The sequence below is a fragment of the Persicitalea jodogahamensis genome (assembly GCF_014651615.1).
In the GTDB taxonomy this organism is placed as follows: Bacteria; Bacteroidota; Bacteroidia; order Cytophagales; family Spirosomataceae; genus Persicitalea; species Persicitalea jodogahamensis.
In genome coordinates this window covers 371,392-390,034 of sequence record NZ_BMXF01000004.1, presented here as the reverse complement: position 1 = coordinate 390,034, position 18,643 = coordinate 371,392, and the positions used below count along the sequence as shown (strand labels likewise).

The 18,643-nt window shown below is 46.4% G+C and carries 16 protein-coding genes; 2 read left to right on the top strand and 14 right to left on the bottom strand.

All coding sequences use genetic code 11. From position 1 onward, the window contains the following. Positions 1-73: 73 nt before the first annotated feature. Positions 74-1,450, bottom strand: coding sequence for a histidine--tRNA ligase (hisS, locus tag IE117_RS20045; RefSeq protein WP_189566455.1), 1,377 nt, complete (start codon positions 1,448-1,450; stop codon positions 74-76). A gap of 160 nt (positions 1,451-1,610) precedes the next feature. Between hisS and IE117_RS20040 the strand changes: the two genes are divergently transcribed. Next, positions 1,611-1,919 (top strand): hypothetical protein, encoded by a 309-nt coding sequence (locus tag IE117_RS20040; protein WP_189567022.1) that lies wholly within the window; start codon positions 1,611-1,613, stop codon positions 1,917-1,919. Between the two features lie 34 nt (positions 1,920-1,953). On the opposite strand, the gene IE117_RS20035 is transcribed toward IE117_RS20040, so the two are convergent. Then, complete coding sequence (locus IE117_RS20035) at positions 1,954-2,331, bottom strand: hypothetical protein (RefSeq protein ID WP_189566453.1); 378 nt, start codon at positions 2,329-2,331, stop codon at positions 1,954-1,956. Positions 2,332-2,434: 103 nt separating this feature from the next. Between IE117_RS20035 and IE117_RS20030 the strand changes: the two genes are divergently transcribed. Further along, positions 2,435-3,199, top strand: coding sequence for a class I SAM-dependent methyltransferase (locus IE117_RS20030; RefSeq protein WP_189566451.1), 765 nt, complete (start codon positions 2,435-2,437; stop codon positions 3,197-3,199). Positions 3,200-3,267: 68 nt separating this feature from the next. Here IE117_RS20030 and IE117_RS20025 read toward each other — a convergent pair whose 3' ends face one another. The 12 genes from IE117_RS20025 to IE117_RS19970 all read right to left on the bottom strand — a co-directional run bounded on the left by IE117_RS20025 (position 3,268) and on the right by IE117_RS19970 (position 18,493). Beyond that, positions 3,268-4,245 (bottom strand): glycosyltransferase family 2 protein, encoded by a 978-nt coding sequence (locus tag IE117_RS20025; protein ID WP_229581191.1) that lies wholly within the window; start codon positions 4,243-4,245, stop codon positions 3,268-3,270. A 91-nt stretch (positions 4,246-4,336) separates the two neighbouring features. Next, a complete protein-coding gene (gene hemL, locus IE117_RS20020; RefSeq protein ID WP_189566447.1) occupies positions 4,337-5,629 on the bottom strand; it encodes a glutamate-1-semialdehyde 2,1-aminomutase in 1,293 nt (430 codons plus the stop codon). An 80-nt stretch (positions 5,630-5,709) separates the two neighbouring features. Continuing rightward, on the bottom strand, positions 5,710-7,434 hold the full coding sequence (locus IE117_RS20015; RefSeq protein WP_189566445.1) for an ABC transporter substrate-binding protein: 1,725 nt from the start codon (positions 7,432-7,434) through the stop codon (positions 5,710-5,712). 107 nt (positions 7,435-7,541) lie between these two features. After that, entirely contained in the window at positions 7,542-9,386 is a 1,845-nt protein-coding gene (yidC, locus tag IE117_RS20010) for a membrane protein insertase YidC (protein ID WP_189566443.1), read from the bottom strand. 231 nt (positions 9,387-9,617) lie between these two features. Then, the gene (gene pyrG / locus IE117_RS20005) at positions 9,618-11,264 is read right to left on the bottom strand and encodes a CTP synthase (RefSeq protein ID WP_189566441.1); all 1,647 of its coding nucleotides are present in this window, start codon (positions 11,262-11,264) and stop codon (positions 9,618-9,620) included. A 93-nt stretch (positions 11,265-11,357) separates the two neighbouring features. Further along, a complete protein-coding gene (gene nspC, locus IE117_RS20000; RefSeq protein ID WP_189566439.1) occupies positions 11,358-12,515 on the bottom strand; it encodes a carboxynorspermidine decarboxylase in 1,158 nt (385 codons plus the stop codon). Positions 12,516-12,568: 53 nt separating this feature from the next. Continuing rightward, positions 12,569-14,053 (bottom strand): HsdM family class I SAM-dependent methyltransferase, encoded by a 1,485-nt coding sequence (locus IE117_RS19995; protein ID WP_189566437.1) that lies wholly within the window; start codon positions 14,051-14,053, stop codon positions 12,569-12,571. Between the two features lie 9 nt (positions 14,054-14,062). Then, a complete protein-coding gene (locus IE117_RS19990; RefSeq protein WP_229581188.1) occupies positions 14,063-14,722 on the bottom strand; it encodes a hypothetical protein in 660 nt (219 codons plus the stop codon). Next, complete coding sequence (locus IE117_RS19985) at positions 14,712-15,455, bottom strand: hypothetical protein (RefSeq protein WP_229581186.1); 744 nt, start codon at positions 15,453-15,455, stop codon at positions 14,712-14,714. The genes IE117_RS19990 and IE117_RS19985 overlap by 11 nt, the downstream gene beginning before the upstream one ends. Before the next feature lie 138 nt (positions 15,456-15,593). After that, entirely contained in the window at positions 15,594-16,610 is a 1,017-nt protein-coding gene (locus tag IE117_RS19980; protein WP_189566429.1) for a hypothetical protein, read from the bottom strand. Between the two features lie 89 nt (positions 16,611-16,699). Further along, positions 16,700-17,710 (bottom strand): hypothetical protein, encoded by a 1,011-nt coding sequence (locus tag IE117_RS19975; RefSeq protein WP_189566428.1) that lies wholly within the window; start codon positions 17,708-17,710, stop codon positions 16,700-16,702. A gap of 84 nt (positions 17,711-17,794) precedes the next feature. Continuing rightward, positions 17,795-18,493, bottom strand: a complete 699-nt coding sequence (locus tag IE117_RS19970; protein WP_189566427.1) for a hypothetical protein — start codon at positions 18,491-18,493, stop codon at positions 17,795-17,797. Positions 18,494-18,643: the final 150 nt, after the last annotated feature.

The window sequence follows — 18,643 nt, the reverse complement described above, 5'->3', positions numbered from 1 at the left end:
GGGGAGGGCGGCATCGGCATTCAGCAGACGACGCTACGCCGTCTGGCAATTCTGCTCCTACCTGTTGTTCAATTTAAAATTTTATTTTTTCTAATGCTTCTACGATCGAAACGGAAATTTGTTCACCCGTTTTCATATTTTTCAGGGTCAAATTTCCCGATTCCATTTCCTGGGAGCCAATCAGTATGACGAAAGGTATTTGTTTGCGGTCGGCGAAATCCAACTGTTTTTTAAGCTTAACTGAGTCAGGGTACATTTCGGCATTGAAACCAGCCTCCCGTATCTGTTTAAGTACTTTCAATCCATAGTTTGCCGCTTTTTTGTCAAAATTGGAAAGCATTACCCGGGTAGTTTGAATTTGATCGGCAGGAAACAACCCAAGCTCCTCCATCACGTCATAAATCCTGTCTACGCCCAATGATATGCCAACCCCCGATAAACCATCCACTCCGAACGTCCCGGTGAGATTATCGTAACGCCCCCCCCCGCTGATACTACCCATATTAACCGGGTGGTCGTCATGGTCATGGGCCTTCACTTCAAAGATGGCACCCGTATAGTAAGAAAGCCCGCGTGCTAGGGTAACATCGAATTCCAGTTGTGGATTTTCCAGTTCGAACCCATCGACCAGAGCCCATATTTCCTCTAATTCGCCTATTCCCTGCATGCCTGTTTCGGACGGATTCAGCCATTGTTTCAATGCCACAAACGGTTCAGCCTGATTTGACAGCGTGAATATCGGTTCCAGTTTGGCTACGTTTTCCTCCGTAAAACCCCTGTTCAGTAATTCCTGAATCACCTTCTCTTTGCCGATTTTATCCAGCTTGTCGATCGCCACAGCAAATTGGCCTTCCAGTCCGGGAGCGCCGATTACCTCCGAAATCCCACTTAGAATTTTTCGGTTATTGAGTTTCACTCTAAAATTTGGAATCCTCAGATTACGCAGGCTTTCGTGCAGCATCAACACTATTTCTGCCTCACACAGCAGGGAGTCGGTCCCTACTACATCGGCATCGCACTGATAAAATTCGCGATAACGTCCTTTTTGTGGCCGATCAGCCCGCCAGACAGGTTGAATCTGGTAACGTTTGAAAGGCAGTGGTAACGTTCCGCGGTTCATCACTACGTACCGGGCAAAAGGGACCGTTAAATCGTACCGAAGTCCTTTCTCAGAAATCTTTGACGTGAGCTCCTTACTTTCCAATTGCCAATCCTGTTCTGTCAATTTATTTGAATAATCGCCAGAATTCAGAATTTTAAATAACAGTTGATCCCCCTCTTCACCGTATTTCCCCATCAGGACCGACAGGTTTTCAATGGCTGGGGTCTCCAAAGGCTGAAAACCATACAATTGAAATGTGCGTCGTATGGTTTCCAGAATAAAGGTTCGCTTGGCCATTTGCTCAGGACCAAAATCACGGGTACCCCGCGCTAAACTGGGTTTTGACATAGCTTGTTTGCAGAAAAGGCACCTGGTATTTCCAGTTTCGTCTTCTGCTGGCGGTTTACTGCAAAGTTAGGGGAGCACAGACAATTTTCCGGCTTAAATCTCACTTTTTTAATTTATAAACACTACTTTTGCACCTCTTTTAACTCAAAACTAGCATACAATGGCAGTTACCATACTTAGGCGCAAAGCGCTTCGCAACCAAACCAGGACCGTCAATCGCCTGAACAAAATAAAAGACCTCATGCGCAAGCCCGAAGTGAGGAACGTGGACGTAGAAGCCATCAAGGCTGAGTTTGCCGAACTGAAGAAGCAGCGGGATGCGGAAGAAAAGAAAGCCGCCAAGCCCACAGAAAACAAGAAAGCAGAAGCTGCTACAGATAAGAGTGCCGAGGCAAAAGGAGCCGAGAAAACTACTGCAACAGCTACTGAAAAATCTGAAGAGACTAAGGAAAAGGCCGATAAGAAATAATTCAGTTGCGCTCGACCGAAAGTTACAAGCTCTGTCAATTAGATTTGGTGGAGCTTTTTCTTTTCCGATCGCGTGACCGTTTGTTGCGTTCCCGACTGGCCAGTTTTGTTTCCAGCTTGCGTAGACTTCGTCGTGTTTCCCGGCGGACGTCCATCATCACCCTGAAATACACAGCTTGACCAAACAACGAGAGTCCGCCGTTTATTAAAATCAGGCTGTAAGTGCCCAGCAGAACCCATTCAATCGTCGGGCTGCCGGTATGCTTCAGGTTTCCGGCCTCGCTGAACACGCAAAGTCCGTAACCGATAAGGACCAATCCAACGGGAGCTAAGACCAGCCATTTGGTTCGGGCCGAGAGTTTTGAAACTAATTTTTGTCCTGGGGGTTTGATGTCAGATTCGTTTGGTAGCATATTTTATGTGGATTTGATTTTTATCAAAATTAACAATTTTCATTACTTAGCGTAAGGATAAGCCCTTGCCAACATTTGCCGGGGGAAGCCCTACATCCAATAGATGAAGTCGATCATTAGCCTGGTATTGCGTTATGTTCCTCGGCCCGCTTTGCAGAGAGTAGGCCATTTTGCGGCGCGTTTTCTGGGTTTATTCCACAAAGGCAATCGTGTGGAGTGCCCTGTCTGCGACCATCAGTACGCCGAATTCCTTCCCTACGGACGAAAGGGACGTGACAACGCGCTTTGTCCTAACTGCCTTGCCTTGGAACGTCACCGGTTGATGTACCTATATCTCAAACGAAAAACCAATTTCTTTACCGATAATCTGAAGGTACTGCATGTAGCCCCTGAATACTGCTTTATCGATCGCTTCGAACGTATGTCTAACCTTGATTACATCACGGCAGACATTGAATCTCCCCTCGCGAAAGTCAAGATGGATATACACGCCATCCCTTTCCCAGACAATTCGTTTGACGTGGCTTTCTGTAACCACGTTATGGAACATGTTGACGACTACGTTCTGGCAACCAGCGAATTGCACCGCGTGTTGAAACCGGGAGGCTGGGCCATCATTCAGTCACCCCAGGACCTGACCAAGGCTACAACCTATGAAGATGCCAGCATCACCGACCCGCGCGAACGTGAAAAACATTTCTGGCAGAATGACCACCTGCGCTTGTTTGGCCGCGACTATGCCCAGGAACTGGAAAAAGGAGGATTCGAGGTAACGGAGGATCGCTTCGTACTGGATGACCTAACAAAAGAAGAGGTTAAAAGATTTGCCCTTCCAGCGACAGAATTGATTTATTTTTGCAAAAAGTGATTGGTTAATAATCCCAAATCCTCTACCCTATTGGTCTCAAAACGACTTTTTGATGGTACTGAATGTATTTAGGCAGAACCAAAAAGACGACGGAATCCTTCCCGGATAAACCCCGTCCCGTAGCCGATAAGTTGTACAAAAGCTGCCATCACGCTCAATGCCCCCACTTTCAGGCTCTCGCTTTTCAGTGAAGCATCCAGGAAAATACCCACTACGAAGAATGCCAACAGTAATGTAGTTAAGACGCCAATTGGTTTTAAAATAAAAAACCAGAGTGGAATCAGAGCACAGTAAATTGTAAACAGTGCCGGAAAAGCGTGAACAGGCTTGATGAGGCCCTGCCCGGGATGAATTCTGTCCAGGATGAATCTGGTCCTACCAAAAGAATGAACTTGCCGCCAGAAGTCGCGGAAATTCCCTCGGCGCTTGTGGTACACATAGGCCTCAGGAATCAATGCCGTGCGGTAATTTTTGGCTTTCAGCCTGATTCCAAACTCAATGTCTTCGCCCATATCCCGCTTAGCAAAGCCGCCAGTTTCGTCAAAAATCTGCTTTGACATCCCCATATTGAAGCTTCGGGGCTGAAAGGCGCCACCCGCATTCCTGGATTTGCCCCGGATACCACCTGTTGTGAAGAAAGAGGTCATTGCATAGCTGATGGCCTTCTGCAATTCGGAAAAATTGCCGGCAGCCTGGTCCGGTCCACCAAAGGCATCCAGGTAGTCATTCTCTAAATGGGCATCAACGGCCTGCAGGTAGTGGGCAGGAATAATGGTGTCGGAATCGAAGACGATCAGATAATCGCCGTTGGCCTTTGAAAAACCGTAGTTTCTGGCAAACCCCTGCCCGACATTTTCAATCTCAAAGTAGTTGATGTCAAGCTGATCGATATATTTCGCGACCACGTCGGTAGCAGGAATATTAGAACCATCTTCAACAACGATTACTTCAAAGTTCTTGAAAACCTGGTGCGTGAGACTGCTAAGTAGTTCGTCCAGTTCATCGGGACGATTATAGACTGGAACGACGATGGAGTACTTTCGCAATTCAGTTGATGGGTGAAGCCAGGGCATCCGCCTGATGCCCTGGTTTGTGCTATTTCTAATTGAACTTTTACTTCCTAAACTACCCAATCCCTTATTCCATAATTGCTCTCAGCGAATCTTCGTTCGCCTGAATGATATGGTCGAGGTGACTCTCTTCCAGAGCCGTGGAAAGAAACATACTTTCGTATTGGGATGCACCCAAATATACGCCACGCTCGAGCATGGCATGAAAGTACCGGCCGTATAGTTCCATGTTGCATGAACGAGCCGCCGGAAAATCCTTTACAGGCTCTTCGGTAAAGAAAAGCGTGTACATAGAGCCAATTTGATTTATTGTGTATTTAAGCCCCAGCTTTTCCATACTTGAACGAAACCCCTGTGCCAGTTTTACGCCCGCCTGGTCCAGGTTCAGGTATACCTCCTGGTGGTCGTTCAGGTAATCCAGCATGGCAAGTCCCGCCGCCATGGCTATGGGGTTACCCGAGAGGGTGCCCGCCTGATACACCGGACCTGCCGGAGATACGTAATTCATAATGTCTTCCCGACCGCCATAGGCTCCAACCGGCATACCACCACCAATTATTTTACCCAGGGTGGTCATATCAGGCATGACACTGAAACGCTCCTGCGCTCCGCCTTTGGAGAGTCGGAAGCCTGTCATCACCTCGTCGAAAATCAAAATAATTCCCTCCTTGTCGCACAAGCTCCGAAGGCCTTCCAGAAACCCCGGTTCGGGCAAGACACAGCCCATGTTTCCCACCACTGGTTCGATGATTATCGTAGCCACCTGACCAGAGTTGGCATCTACGAGCTTTTGTACAGCCTCCAAATCGTTGAAAGGGGCGGTCAGCGTATCTTTCGCCACACCTTCCGGTACACCGGGACTGTCTGGTGTTCCGTGTGTTACTGCCCCAGAACCTGCCGCGATCAGAAAGCTATCGCCATGCCCGTGGTAGCAGCCCGCAAACTTGATGATCTTGTCACGGCCGGTGAATCCCCGCGCCACGCGGATAGCCGACATAGTGGCCTCGGTGCCTGAGTTTACCATCCGGACCTTTTCGACCGAAGGTACCATGCCGACGATTCGCTCGGCCATTTCGACCTCGCGACGGGTAGGCGCCCCAAACGAAAAAGAATGTTGTATCGCATCGGCAACGGCTTTCTCTATCAATTCGTTGGCGTGGCCAAGTATCATTGGCCCCCAGGAGTTGATAAGTTCGATGTATCGGTTATCGTCCTCATCGAAAATATACGGTCCTTTGGCTGATTTAATGAAAATGGGAGTACCCCCCACCGCCCGGAATGCCCGGACCGGAGAATTGACCCCACCGGGAATAAATTGATTGGCTTTTTCGAAAAGTTTCTGACTCGTGGTAATGTTCATATGTTAGGTGAGGATGTATTGGTATTTAGTGGCCGAGAAATTTAATGGTGATCCAGTGTAATGCTGTCCAGGTATCCGATTTAATTCGATTTCCATGGGCTCCAGCGCTTGTTCTCATAGGTCAAAATGCTGGGTATGGTATTCTCGCGAGACTGGGTATAATCGAAACCTGAAAGCAGATAATCGTCTTCGTATGTACGCAGGGTAAGGCCATCAGGCATCCGCTCATTGTACTTTGCCAGCATCCGGCCGAAGAATAGCATCTGGTCGTAGCCCTGGTAGGAATAAATGGATGGCAGAGTATTGGTTTTGCCAAAGTACTCATTCTGAAATGCTTTGACGCTTTCCTTTGTAATATCCACATAATCAGGAGCAATCAGAAATAAATTGCTTCCGTAACCAGTGGGTCTTATTCGGTTAAAATCAAAACTGTGGGCCGTTGCAATGACGGGTACCTGATTGATTTTCCGGCCAGAAAGAATATTCATGAGGGCGGGGCCAGCTTTGGGGTCAGTGCAGAAAAGCACGACATGGTTTGGCTTTTGGGTGCTGAATTGTGATATCTGCTCATTCATCTGAGGAGCGTCTCCGCTAATTTCTTTAATTTCCAGCACTTTGCCTCCTGCTTTATTGATTGCCTCCTTGTAGGTAAAGGCCATCGCCGAATCCTTAGTGTTGTTCCCATAGTAAATTGCGGCAATGGGAACGGTGGTCTTGCTCTTTACTACACGAAGTACCTCCATAGTTTGGCTCTCAATGGATGGATGCGCCAAATAGACAAGGTTGCCATTTTCAAGCAGGCTCCCATCGGTAGCGAGTGGGTTTACCATCGTTATCCCATTTACATTGGCAAATTCTGAAACGAGTTCGAAGGGCCGGGAGTACAGTGGACCAATGATAAGATCAGTATGGCGAAAGTGCGCGTTGTTAATCATATCCAAAGACTTGTCTTCCTCGTTGCCCAAATCATACGCCTGAATGTTGATATTCACGCCTTCGGATTTTAACTTTTGCCGGGCAATCTGCAAGCCTGCGAAATAATCATAGGCATACTGATTGGGAAGACCTCGCTTCGTCGATTTTATTTCGGCCAGCCGGTAAGGAAATAGCACTGCCACGTTGTAATAGCCCTTCGTCCATTTTTTCTCATAGGGTGGATTTTTTGTCAATTCCTTCTCAGTTTCAATTTTTTTAGGCCGGTTGACGTCGATATTGTACTGATTGGTAAGCCGGTCAGAGAGTTCAAGGTCAGCTTTGCTGCTGGATTTGCTTTGAATGAGGTCTACCAGAGCCACAGCAACTACCCGGTCGTTAGGATACTCCGAATTTAAGGATTTGAGCGTGGCAACATCTTCCACATTTTTCAAATAGTGCTGCTTCAAGCCCTGAATATCCTTACTCATCCGGGCGTCTCCTATACGGTTGAGCGCATCGAATGCCCGACGGTAGTCCAACAAATCGAAGTAGTTGGTGGCCATCAGGTAGTAGGCTTCATCGCGTTGGGGCCAAGTGGAATAGCGGGTCAGCAATTGGCGAAGCATGAGGTTTCCCTCATTGTACTTTTTCAGCTTGTTGGCCGACAGTGCGTAATAGAAATGAGCAAGGGGTGCGTACTCATCATTGGCACTATTGGAGGTAATTTCGGCAAATTTCTGAATGGCGGGTTCATACCGTCCCTGTTTGTAGAGGTTGATGCCATCCTGAAACTTTTGCTCGGGACGATCGAATAACTGAGCTTGTGAACTTTGCGAAAAAAATATAAAGCCTAGAATCAGGAATCTATGATAATGACCAATGCGCTGCATTTTTTGGATTTAGTTTTAAGACACTAAAATACAAACTAATCTACGGTATAAAAAAAGGGTAACGCTCAATGATGAAAACGTTACCCTCCTTTACATTTCACACGCAATCACTTTTTGGGCCTACGCGTTGGCTTCTTGGTTTTCTCCAGTTCAGCCTGCTTTCGCTTTGCTTCTTCACCTGCCTGAAGCGTTTTTTCAAGGTACTTCTGAAACTTCGTTTGCTTTCTCTCACCGTTCGCATTTTTAGCGCGGTTCTCATCCAGAATTCTCTTGATTTTGTCTTCATCCACAAAACGGCGGATGATTAATTGCTGGGCGATCGTTACAACGTTTGACACAAAATAATAAAATGTCAGTCCGGCCGGGAAATTGTTCAGAACAAACATGAACATCAATGGCATCACGTAGCTCAGAAATTTCATATTGACGGGCCCCGGCTGGGTAGGCGTCATCTGATTGTTATAGTAAGCGTAAGCGATGCTCGATACGGTCATCATCAGTGTAAACAAACTCACGTGGCTGCCATAAAATGGCAGAGTGAATGGTAGTTTGATAAAAGAATCGTATGTCGACAGGTCGTTGGCCCACAAGAATGACTGACCTCGTAGTTCAATAAGGTTTGGAAACAGGAAAAACAGAGAAAAGAGTATGGGCATCGTTGCCACCACCGGCACGCAGCCACTCAAAGGACTCACTCCCACCTGCTGGTAGAGTTTCATTTGGTCCTGCTGCTGCTTGGCCATGTCATCGCCATTCTTTTCCTTTAATTCTGCCAATTCCGGGGCAAGCACGCGCATCTTGGCCATGCTCACGTACGACTTGTAAGTGAGCGGTGTCAATAGCGTCTTGACGATTAAGACGAGACAAATAATCAGAATACCATAGTTGGAGAAAACTTTTTCCAAGGCATTGAAAAGCGGCACAAGGATGTACTCGTTGATGGGCTTTAAAAATGCGTATCCCAGGTAAACGTTTTCGTCAAAGTCCACAATGGGTAGCTCTTTCAATACCTGGTAGTCGTTCGGTCCAAGGTAATACTGAAAACGGGCTGTACCATCCTGCAGCGCTGCACTAGGTACCATGGCCTGGACTTCCAGTGATTTTACCACTACGGTGTCTGCGGGATTTACCCTGGCCTCCACTTTAACCCCCTGCAAAGGCGACTTCTCCGCTACCAAACCTGCCAAAAAGTACTTTGATTTCATCGTGAACCATTGCACGGGTTCTTCGGCAGCGGCTTCGACATTGCTATCGGTGGCCGGGCTGAGACTTTCAAGTTCGTCGGTATAGTAGTTGATCGTGACCGCCTTACGGTTTTCGGTCATGTCATTTTCCCATTGCATCATTTCGTTCTGCCAGCCAAATTGCAGGGGCTGGCCCGTCTGGCCTACCCCCTTGGTTTGAATGCCATAGTCGATCAAAAAGCCCGAACCACGAACAACGTAGGTTTGCTCCACGAATTGATTTTCGGACAGCGCTAAGCGGTACTTAATCACAGCAGAGTCACCCTCGGCAAGGGTTTGGCTGGTGGAGGTGGAACTGAAATAAAGGTTGGCCAGATCAATGTTTCCTTTTGCCGTTGGCAAATTGAATTGAAACCGGGTATGCTCATCGGAAATCAAGTAAAGCGGCTTGTCGTCGTAGGTTTTGTAATTCTTCAGTAAAACCTCCTTCAACATTCCGCCCTGATTTGAAAAAACAACCTTTGCGTCTTTCGTATCGATCGTAAGATCCTGCGATTGCCCCTGGGCGGCAGCGGCGAAGTCGCCGTAGATTGCTCTGTTCTGGGTTGTGTCCGGGGCCGATAACGTATCGGCCACAGGAATCGAAGGCTCTACCTGCTGCACCTGCTCCTGCGCTACGGGAGCTGGTTCTTCCCGTGGTACCAGCACCTGGTAGCCAATCAGCATGAGAAGAATAAGTACTAAACCAATAACTTGATTTTTTTCCATTTTTAAGAAGGGCTGGTGGCTACCTGTTGTCGGCTTAACCCGAATTTCCGGTTTACCCAAAAGATTGCCTTAAATAGCTTCATACTTTATCGAATGAAGCATTTTTCATTGATTGTGAAATAGTTAAGAAATCAGACTTACCACTAAACGAACACACCTAAGTGATTTAAGTCCGCAAAGGTAAGGAAGATTTCGGGAGTATGGGATTGAACCTTATCCAAGTGGTGCGAACTACTGATGAACAGCGCGTTTCTTCAATGAGTACTCCATGGCCGCTTTTACGAAATGAACAAACAGTGGATGAGGACTCATAACCGTACTTCTAAGTTCGGGGTGAAATTGAACGCCAATGAAGAATGGGTGTTCCGTCAACTCAACCATTTCTACCAAATTATTTTTGGGATTGATACCGGTGGCGTGCATCCCTGCTTCTTCAAAGGCTTTCAGATATTCATTATTAAATTCATATCGGTGGCGGTGTCGCTCGCTGATATTCATTTTACCATAGATTTTGTGCGCCAAGGAATCTTTTTTGATCTTACAATCGTAGGCTCCCAGCCGCATGGTACCACCTTTGTCTTCCACGTTCTTCTGGTCGGCCATCAGATGAATGACCGCGTGCGGGGAATCATTATCCATCTCGAATGAATGGGCTCCTTCCATGCCTAACACGTTGCGGGCATACTCAATTACAGCCATTTGCATACCCAGGCAAATTCCGAAGAATGGGATGCCCTTTTCACGAACATAGCGGATAGCTTCAATTTTACCATCAATACCGCGCTCTCCAAAACCAGGAGCCACGAGTACGCCATCCAGGTTTTGCAGCTTTTCCAAAGCATTTTCAGGAGTCAGGGTCTCGGAGTGAATCCACTCAATGTGGACCTTACACTCGTTCATGGCACCGGCATGAATGAACGATTCTACAATGGACTTGTAGGCATCATGCAATTCCACGTATTTGCCTACCAGTCCAATGCGAACTGAATCACTTGGATTTTTGAGTTTAGAGAGAAAACTTTTCCACGAATCGAGGTCGGCATCCTGGTCGTTGTAAATGTCCAGCATGTACAGTGCCCGTTGGTCGAGCCTCTCCTTTCGCATCAGCAGTGGTACATCGTAAATTGTTTCGGCGTCCATCGCTTCGATTACCGAGTTAATCTGCACATTACAAAAAAGCGCGATTTTCTTGCGGAGGTCGTCTGGTAGAGGATGTTCAGTACGGCACACCAGAATGTCAGGCTGAATTCCGGCTTCCTGCAACATCCTTACGGAGTGCTGTGTAGGCTTGGTTTTCAATTCTCCTGCCGAACTCAAGTACGGAATCAAGGTAAGATGAATGATAAGTGTGTCTTTTTCACCCAATTCAAACTTGATCTGCCGCACTGCTTCAATAAACGGCAGCGATTCGATGTCGCCCACACACCCCCCAATCTCAGTGATAACTACATCGTAGTCACCACTTTCGCCGAGAAGCATCATGTTTTTCTTGATCTCATCGGTGATGTGCGGAACTACCTGCACGGTGCGACCCAGAAAGTCCCCCCGCCGTTCACGCATGATGACGTTATAGTATATTCGGCCCGTCGTAACGTTGTTGGCCTGAGAGGTTCGGACGTTCAGAAAACGCTCATAGTGACCCAGATCAAGGTCAGTTTCGGCACCATCATCCGTAACGTAACACTCTCCGTGTTCATAAGGGTTGAGAGTGCCGGGATCGACATTGATGTATGGATCGAATTTTTGGATAGTGACCGATAACCCCCGCGCTTGCAGTAGTTTGGCCAGTGAAGAGGCAATAATTCCTTTGCCCAGTGAAGATGTGACGCCGCCCGTAACGAAAATGTACTTAGCGGTCTTGGGTGCATTTGCAGCCATAAGACGTAGCTTTTTTTTCTTTGATTACGGGATTCAAAGGTACGGAAAAGCAGTCGGCTTTCGGCAATGCGGATTGGGGTTTTTGATTAGATTCTAAGATAGATGATCTTTAAAACTCTCATAACCATAGCTCCGGACAAGACGAAAAGTTTCGTCTTTTTGCCAAATGCCAATTGAGGGCAGGTTTACTCCGTTAAAAGTCGTCGTTTTCACCATTGTGTAATGAATCATGTCCTCAAACACCAGCTTATCCCCAATTTCGAGAGGGCGGTCGAATGAGTAATCTCCCATATAATCCCCAGCCAGACAGGTCATTCCGCCAAGACGGTAAGTAGGCTTGCCCTCCACAGGCTCATGATGAGCGCCTTCAATTCGAGGTTTATAAGGCATCTCGAGGGTGTCAGGCATGTGCGCGGCGAAGGAAACGTCCAAGATCGCAACATGGATTCCCTGGCTGTCCATGATGTCCAGCACCGTTGAGTACAGGGTTCCCGTTTGCCAGGCAATAGCCGAGCCGGGCTCTAAAATCACTTCAAGATCATATTTTGCCCGAATTGCCTTAACCAAACGGATCAACAGGTCAGTGTCATAACCTTGCCGCGTCATGAGGTGTCCCCCACCCATGTTTAACCATTTGGCCTGATACAACAGGTCACCAAATTTTTCTTCCAGAGCCGCCAAGGTCCGCTGAAGAGTTTCGGAGCCATTCTCGCAGAGGGTGTGGAAATGGATGCCATCTACGCCTCCGGGTAAGGTCTCACCAAATTTATCGCGGGTTTCTCCCAGTCGAGAACCGGCAATGCACGGATTGTACATTTCAGCTTCTACCTCAGAGTACTGGGGATTGACGCGAATGCCAACCGAAATTTTCTGTTCAGGATTAGTCTGGTTATAGTCCTGAACCCGCCTTATAAAACGATTATATTGGCTGAGGGTATTGAAAGTAAGGTGACTGCTTCGTTTCAAAACCTCATCGAATTCAACATCCAGATAAGCCGGAATATAAGTGTGGGCTTTGACGCCCAAAAATTCATTAATAAGCTTGATTTCATTCAGCGAACTAGCCGTGGCCCCGCTCAGATATTCTCCAACTACCGGGAAAACACTGTACATCGAGAAAGCCTTCAATGCCAGAATGATGTTGCAACCCGCAGCTTTTTGTACCTCATCGATCAAAGAAAGATTAGATCTTAGACGACTTTCATCCAGTACATAACAAGGAGAAGGAATATTTGAATAATCGATGGGCATACTACTTATTAAATTCAAAATTGATTACACACTAATTTTACTTGATCAAATCACTAAAGATTGTTTATGTCAACGCGAAAGTTCTCAACAATCTTTTTGCTATACCCCTTCCAACCTCCCCGAAAATCACGTCCGGCAATGGCCATGTAATTTGCCATTTTTTCAGAATTCAATTGGGTAAGAAGCCTGTGATAATCCCCTTTGTATTTAATAAAATAGCCGGAGTAAATCGTAGCTGACTCATTCTCATAAAGAATAAATTTTGGCTGCTTATTCATAGGGGAAAAAACAATCTTCTTGCCAAAAGATTTATCGAGACTCTGCGCCCGGCCAAAAGCATACCATGCAACTGTATTCGGTCTGCCATTATCGCGTTTATCCAATCCAGATTTCTGGCTCAGCAAGTAGGCATAAGCAAAGGGATAATCGCTTTTCATGTTCTTCTCAGGAATAATTTCGTGCTTTCCCTCACTATTTTTTAAATATGGAAACAAAATATACTCTGAGATAGGTTCTTCGCTATTTTTTAACCTTGACCCTTTAATGATTGGCTTCAGCAAACTGCGCTCAATGGTTGCCAAGGTACCTGCCTTCGACCTCACTTTGGCAATTTCATCTGAGATAATTTCCTGAATGCTAAATAGATAAAGCTTATCACTTAGTGTGGTTATTCCGACTGAAATTTGGCAAATATCGCCTAGTCGTTCACCATTGCTGCTTTGAGGTGAGGAAGCATCTAACTGCCAAAGATCATTTTCGCCTAATTCTTTAAATGTAATTTCCCGACCACTATAGGCGAAATCAGAATCGGATAGTTCGTACCTGAATGCTTCTCTGTTACAATTACCGAATACAGTGATAGCAGAATAAGTACCCGTATTCTCAAATACGCGAATTGAACCAAAGTTTGTAATAACGATCAGGTTTTGTTTTTCTTCAAAGTACCTTCTGAGTACGCGTGCAGTCTCAGAAAAAAAATAGGAGTTTGGCGTAATGAAGCCACAAACGCCATTTGAACTCAATAGCTTAGCTGCCAACTCAAAAAAAGCGATATATGTATCAGTCGAACCTGATTTGCAAAAACTATACTTTTCCTGTAAAAAGTTTCGTTGTCTGACGAGCAAATGCTGAATTCTGATATAAGGAGGGTTGCCTATTATAAAGTCGAATTTAGAATCGGATTCCAGTTCGTGTAATGCATCTTTTTTAAAGAGATTCCAATCTATTGTTACATCCAGGTTCTCAATTTCTTTATTTAGATTTATTCGGCAAAGATCAAGAGCTTTCTGGTCAATATCCCAACCATAAACATAACTCAAATTTTTTTCAAGATTAGAATTAGCAGAGTATTGGACAATACGTCTAACGACTTCAACTAAAAATCGTCCATCTCCGCACGCCGGATCTAGAATAGATTTACCCGGAAAATTTTCGTCATTGATTCCTGCTTCGTTTAATATTTTCTGGACGATGACTGGTGGTGTATACACCTGACCCAGCAATTTTTTCTGGTCGTAATTACGCGTTAGTGAAGCCATGCATTATTGTCAGGTGTGACCTTCTTTAAGTTTGCACTTTCTGAATCCCACCAGTTTTTCTATGCGCTCAGTGATTATCGGTGAACTAACATCCTTAAACAGGATCTCATACGTATCCTGTTGAAACATAAATTCTGTTCGGTCGGCACGGATTCTTTTGGTTCCGGCCCTATAAAGTACCCCCAATTCGCCTTTTTCAACGGCTTCTTTATCCACGAAGCCCAACAGGGAAGCCACCGTACCCTGCTGCTCGGACTGGTGAAACGACAGGCAAAAATAGTGTGTTGTTCGGGAGTTTGGTTTATGCAGCTGTGAAGCCGGAATATTTAGCACATAATCAGCCGCCAAAATGCCTGTTTGCCTTTTCATCGCTTTTATGTCAAGCGAAAAAAAGCCGTCCTCTGTTCTTAGCACAAAATCCTGCCCCCAGTCCTGTCCATCCACTGCACCAAAGGAACGTTGCGGTCGGGGAAGCTGGTAAAAGTCAGCGAAAACTACTTCTCCCAAACTACCCGTGTACCTCAGCATGCGGGTGTGAACCTTTTTATTGTCGGACCTGTCCCAAATATTGGCTACGCGATGATTGGCCAGCGAGTGTTCCACCAGTCGCCGCGCGTGGCTTTTCTGTTCATCGCTGACATTGATCTGAATATAAAATTCATTCGTCAAAATAGGTTCGCATTTTTTGGAAAGCAAGCAGGTACTCTTCCGTAAAGGTGGCTGCTTTAGGGTACTTTTCCATTTTCCCTACTGATTTTTTCAACTGTTCAAATGCTTTTTGAGCATCCTGCCGATCGTAAAAGTATGACTGCCACCGCTCTCCGGAAGGACTGTTTTTATTTAAACCAAGACCGTGCGCATAGAATACGAACGGCGAATTGACAAGCCCTGTTTCAAAATACGTTTGTTTGTTTTTGACGACACACTTGAAGTAGTGAATGAGATAATCCAGGTGCGCAATGGCCCGCATCCGGATTTCATGGTCAGTCTGCTTCGTTTTAGGTTTGATCCGCCACTCATTTTGTTCTGGGGCCAACAAATCCACATCATCATAGATGTACTGCTTGCTTTTTTGGCATACCAATGTCAGCTCCCCTTCGGTAGGGCCTACCTCTCCGAGTAGTAAAATCAGCATTTGATCGTTTTGTTCTATAATATCAAACGCGAACTGGGCCTTTTCACCGATTTTTAGGATAAGTCGGTTGCCATTCTGGTGCCAGGTACCCTGTCGGTAAGGAGTCTGGGTGGAGAAAAAAGCAGAGCGTTGTCCTTCGTAAAGCGCAAACGTTGAATTTTGAAAACCTGAACCCATCGCTTTGATCTGCTGGCCCTGCTCATAATCTTCCGGCGTAGCGAGCGGACTGGGCTGGTAGCTGATTCTGACGATTTTCCAGGTAGCCATAAGCGGATCATCGGGCTGGCACTGTACGAGGAACAGCACCAGCCCGAGAATCCAGAATTTAGTATTTGTCCTACTTCCCAATACCTTTTAAAGGCAGGGGAAGTCCCCTGCCCCTGCCAATTGATGTTAAATTTGTTTTCAGGGTAGTTCCAGCAAGAAACCAATGGTAAAGTTGGCATCCCAGTCGAATACGAACTGGTCAGTTCCAGTGGCGTCGGCAATGGCTTTATAGATATTGATACCAGCCTTTGACTTGGCATTATCTAGCTTGTAAGCATCGGGTGCGCTCAGGACTGTGTATCGTTCTTTTCCTTTTCGGACTTCTTTTGCCATCTCGAAAGGAACTCCGCCAATGATAAAGCAGGTCTTGCGGCGGTCGGTTGGCACCTGCTTCGCTTTGGCCATTACTTCGCTATATACTTTGTCATCCTGCACATTATCCTGAAAATACTTAGCTCCGTACGTTTCTATGGCCCTGACTTTACCGCTTTCCAACCAGGAAATTTTGGTATTTCCCGATCCTATGTCCGTAACGAAAGCCCGTTGATCGTACAGTTCAGGCAGTACGGATTTCAAGGCAAGGGTTCCCTCCTGCTGTGGCGTCACCTGGTTTACCTGGTATCCCAGCGACTTAAGGGCAGCAGTAATCTTACTGGTTACCTCGGCTTTGGCCGCACCCGAGCTGACCACGAAATGGATGTTCTTGCCACTCACCCCGTAGTCGAGCATGCTGCCAATATAACGCTTCAGCCCCATACGTACATCGGCGTCGGTAGCCATGTTCTCTGTCACCAGGCTATTGCCGAATTCTGCCTTTTCAAGTTTCCAGCGCTTTTGCGGGTCCACGCTTATAATAAAAGAATTAAAGCCGCTTGCTCCCAGTTCAACTACCCCTTTAAGTGTTCCATTGACTGGTTTGGGAGCGTCGTAGTCGAACGATGATCCCGCCACATCTGAGGCAGAGTTGTCGGAGGAGGCAGATGAGCCAGGTTCAGGCGTTTTGTATTCCGAAGTACCCTCGGCCGATTCGATGCGGGCAGTATCTGCCATCGACTCGAGGGCTTTCTGACCACCAAAGTACTTAAATCCAAAATATAAGGCGGCCAAAATCAATGCGGTGACAATCAAGCGACCAGCTACGGTAAGTCGTTTCATTCTAGAGGATGTTGAAGTTGATACTTGTTGTTAATTAACGTTTTGCAAAAAATTGACTGTTATGATTGCCAATCACTAAAAACTGTCACTCAGTCCAACAGACCGCGATAGTTAGAATCTTTCGGCGGGTTTATTGAAATCGTGGTCGGTACAGGTTCGGGAGCGTTGAGATCCACCAGGGAAAACTCTCCCTGATTATAGGCTTCCAGCATCTTTTGACCTTTGTCAGACAGAATGCCGTTCTGCACGTCTACCCCATTGATGAAGTCCATGGAAAGATCCATCGCCCGCTTCATCTCCCCGAGTTTACGGCTCATGTCATCCTGGATGTACTCCATCGACTCGTCGAAGTAGAATTTTTTGTCAGGATTCCCTTTAAAAATACTGATGGCCGTGCGCAGTGCATTCGAGCTTTCCTTCACGATTTTATACTCGGTTTCCTTGAGCTTGACCTTTATTTCGGTTTCTTTAATGAAATAGTCGGCGCTGGTATTAACCTTTTCCATGAATTCCAGAATGGTTTTCATGTTCCGCTGGAGCGGGAACAGTTTCTCGTTCATCTCCTGCAGGCCCGCACCTTCAATGGTGGCCAGCTGAGCCGTTTCGCGCATTCCGGGCTTGTGCGAAAGCTCACTGGCTTTGTTAGCCTCAGCGAACTTCTGCTTGATTTGCTCGTTGTTCTCGTTGATTTTTTTATTCAACTTGACAAGTTGTCCGGCCAGCGTATTGATTTGCCCCTGCATCTTCTCCCGTTTATCTTTCAGGTCACTGATGTAAATCTTCATGATCGCAATGGGGTCAAGTTTGATTACCAGACCGGTAATCTTGCGCATCATGGTTTTGAACAGAAAGAATACCGCCGTACGCACATCTCTGCTGGTCAGCAGAAAAACCAGTTTGGCTAGCGCCGCCAGCAGAATGCCCAAATAGAGGGTATTCTGTGTGACTTCGATGAGAAATAAGGCGATGATATTCCAGTAGTAAAGTACCAGGGCACCCGCCGCGCCAAGAAACAACAATGAAGTGATTCCCTCCGGTTTGGACCAGTACGACTTCTTATGGTCGTCTTCTGCGCCACCAAGTTGTGAAAAGTCTGCCATTTTTTTGGTTGTTAAGTTAAAAGCGGACAATCAGAATTATTTCAGGAGAATTGGCGATGTCCGAAGCCCGTTCCCCATTGACTATTATTTTAAGTACCTGTTTATCTTCTCTATATCCGCATTGATTTGGTCCACCATACTCTGGTAGGTAAGATCGAAACTGGCGCGGCTGCTATTTATTTTTTCGGTTTGCTCCTGTACTTCATCATTAATCTTGTCCAGGCGCCCGTTATTTTCATCAATCTTCTTTTGGAGATCCAAAATCTGCTGGGAATAGCTTGTATTGTTATCATGCAATTTTTTGGATTCCTGCTTCAAGCTTCCAATCCGATCATCGATGGCCTTTTCGACATCTTTCAAAAAACTTTCCCGGTCTTTGTTCAGCACATTCCCATAATGGTTTGCCGATGATGTAAGTACCGAGGTATCGGTAATGCCTAATGCCATCGCCTTAAAGCTCGCCCAGGAGGCCTGAAACTGCTTCTCTTCGCTCAGTCCCAACCCTTCCATACTTTTCAGCGACTGCTTGAATTCAAAATAGTCAGGGCCGGGAAGGTTGGCTTTCTCCAATAACTCAGCAAAATGCTCAACGAACTTACGGTCAACCTCAGCGGTGGCCGAGATTGGTGCACTTTCTGGTTTGTTGACAATTTCCGGCTGAGCGGGTATCGGACCACTTGCCTTCGTGGCAGATGATGGCCTGGGGGCAGGACGAATATCTTCCGGGTCTTTAATAAAAAAGCTCAGAAGTTTCCTGCCCAGGCTTTTCTCATTTTCGGCCATAATATTGCTGAATCAAGTAGATGCGACATTAAATTTACCTGTCAATATTACAAAACCCGGACCGTTTTTCCACTATTGGATTAGGACGAGCGGTGTAGGGCGTGGATGGCTCCTTGGATTGCCCGGACGATCTTTGCTCAAAAAGCTTAC

Bases quoted from the DNA above. Each gene is read 5' to 3' on its own strand.
- pyrG (WP_189566441.1), bottom strand. From the start codon at position 11,264: ATGGCTGCAAATGCACCCAAGACCGCTAAGTACATTTTCGTTACGGGC.
- IE117_RS20040 (WP_189567022.1), top strand. From the start codon at position 1,611: ATGGCAGTTACCATACTTAGGCGCAAAGCGCTTCGCAACCAAACCAGG.
- nspC (WP_189566439.1), bottom strand. From the start codon at position 12,515: ATGCCCATCGATTATTCAAATATTCCTTCTCCTTGTTATGTACTGGAT.
- IE117_RS19970 (WP_189566427.1), bottom strand. From the start codon at position 18,493: ATGGCCGAAAATGAGAAAAGCCTGGGCAGGAAACTTCTGAGCTTTTTT.
- hisS (WP_189566455.1), bottom strand. From the start codon at position 1,450: ATGTCAAAACCCAGTTTAGCGCGGGGTACCCGTGATTTTGGTCCTGAG.
- yidC (WP_189566443.1), bottom strand. From the start codon at position 9,386: ATGGAAAAAAATCAAGTTATTGGTTTAGTACTTATTCTTCTCATGCTG.
- hemL (WP_189566447.1), bottom strand. From the start codon at position 5,629: ATGAACATTACCACGAGTCAGAAACTTTTCGAAAAAGCCAATCAATTT.
- IE117_RS20030 (WP_189566451.1), top strand. From the start codon at position 2,435: ATGAAGTCGATCATTAGCCTGGTATTGCGTTATGTTCCTCGGCCCGCT.
- IE117_RS19980 (WP_189566429.1), bottom strand. From the start codon at position 16,610: ATGAAACGACTTACCGTAGCTGGTCGCTTGATTGTCACCGCATTGATT.
- IE117_RS20035 (WP_189566453.1), bottom strand. From the start codon at position 2,331: ATGCTACCAAACGAATCTGACATCAAACCCCCAGGACAAAAATTAGTT.
- IE117_RS19985 (WP_229581186.1), bottom strand. From the start codon at position 15,455: ATGGCTACCTGGAAAATCGTCAGAATCAGCTACCAGCCCAGTCCGCTC.
- IE117_RS19995 (WP_189566437.1), bottom strand. From the start codon at position 14,053: ATGGCTTCACTAACGCGTAATTACGACCAGAAAAAATTGCTGGGTCAG.
- IE117_RS20015 (WP_189566445.1), bottom strand. From the start codon at position 7,434: ATGCAGCGCATTGGTCATTATCATAGATTCCTGATTCTAGGCTTTATA.
- IE117_RS19975 (WP_189566428.1), bottom strand. From the start codon at position 17,710: ATGGCAGACTTTTCACAACTTGGTGGCGCAGAAGACGACCATAAGAAG.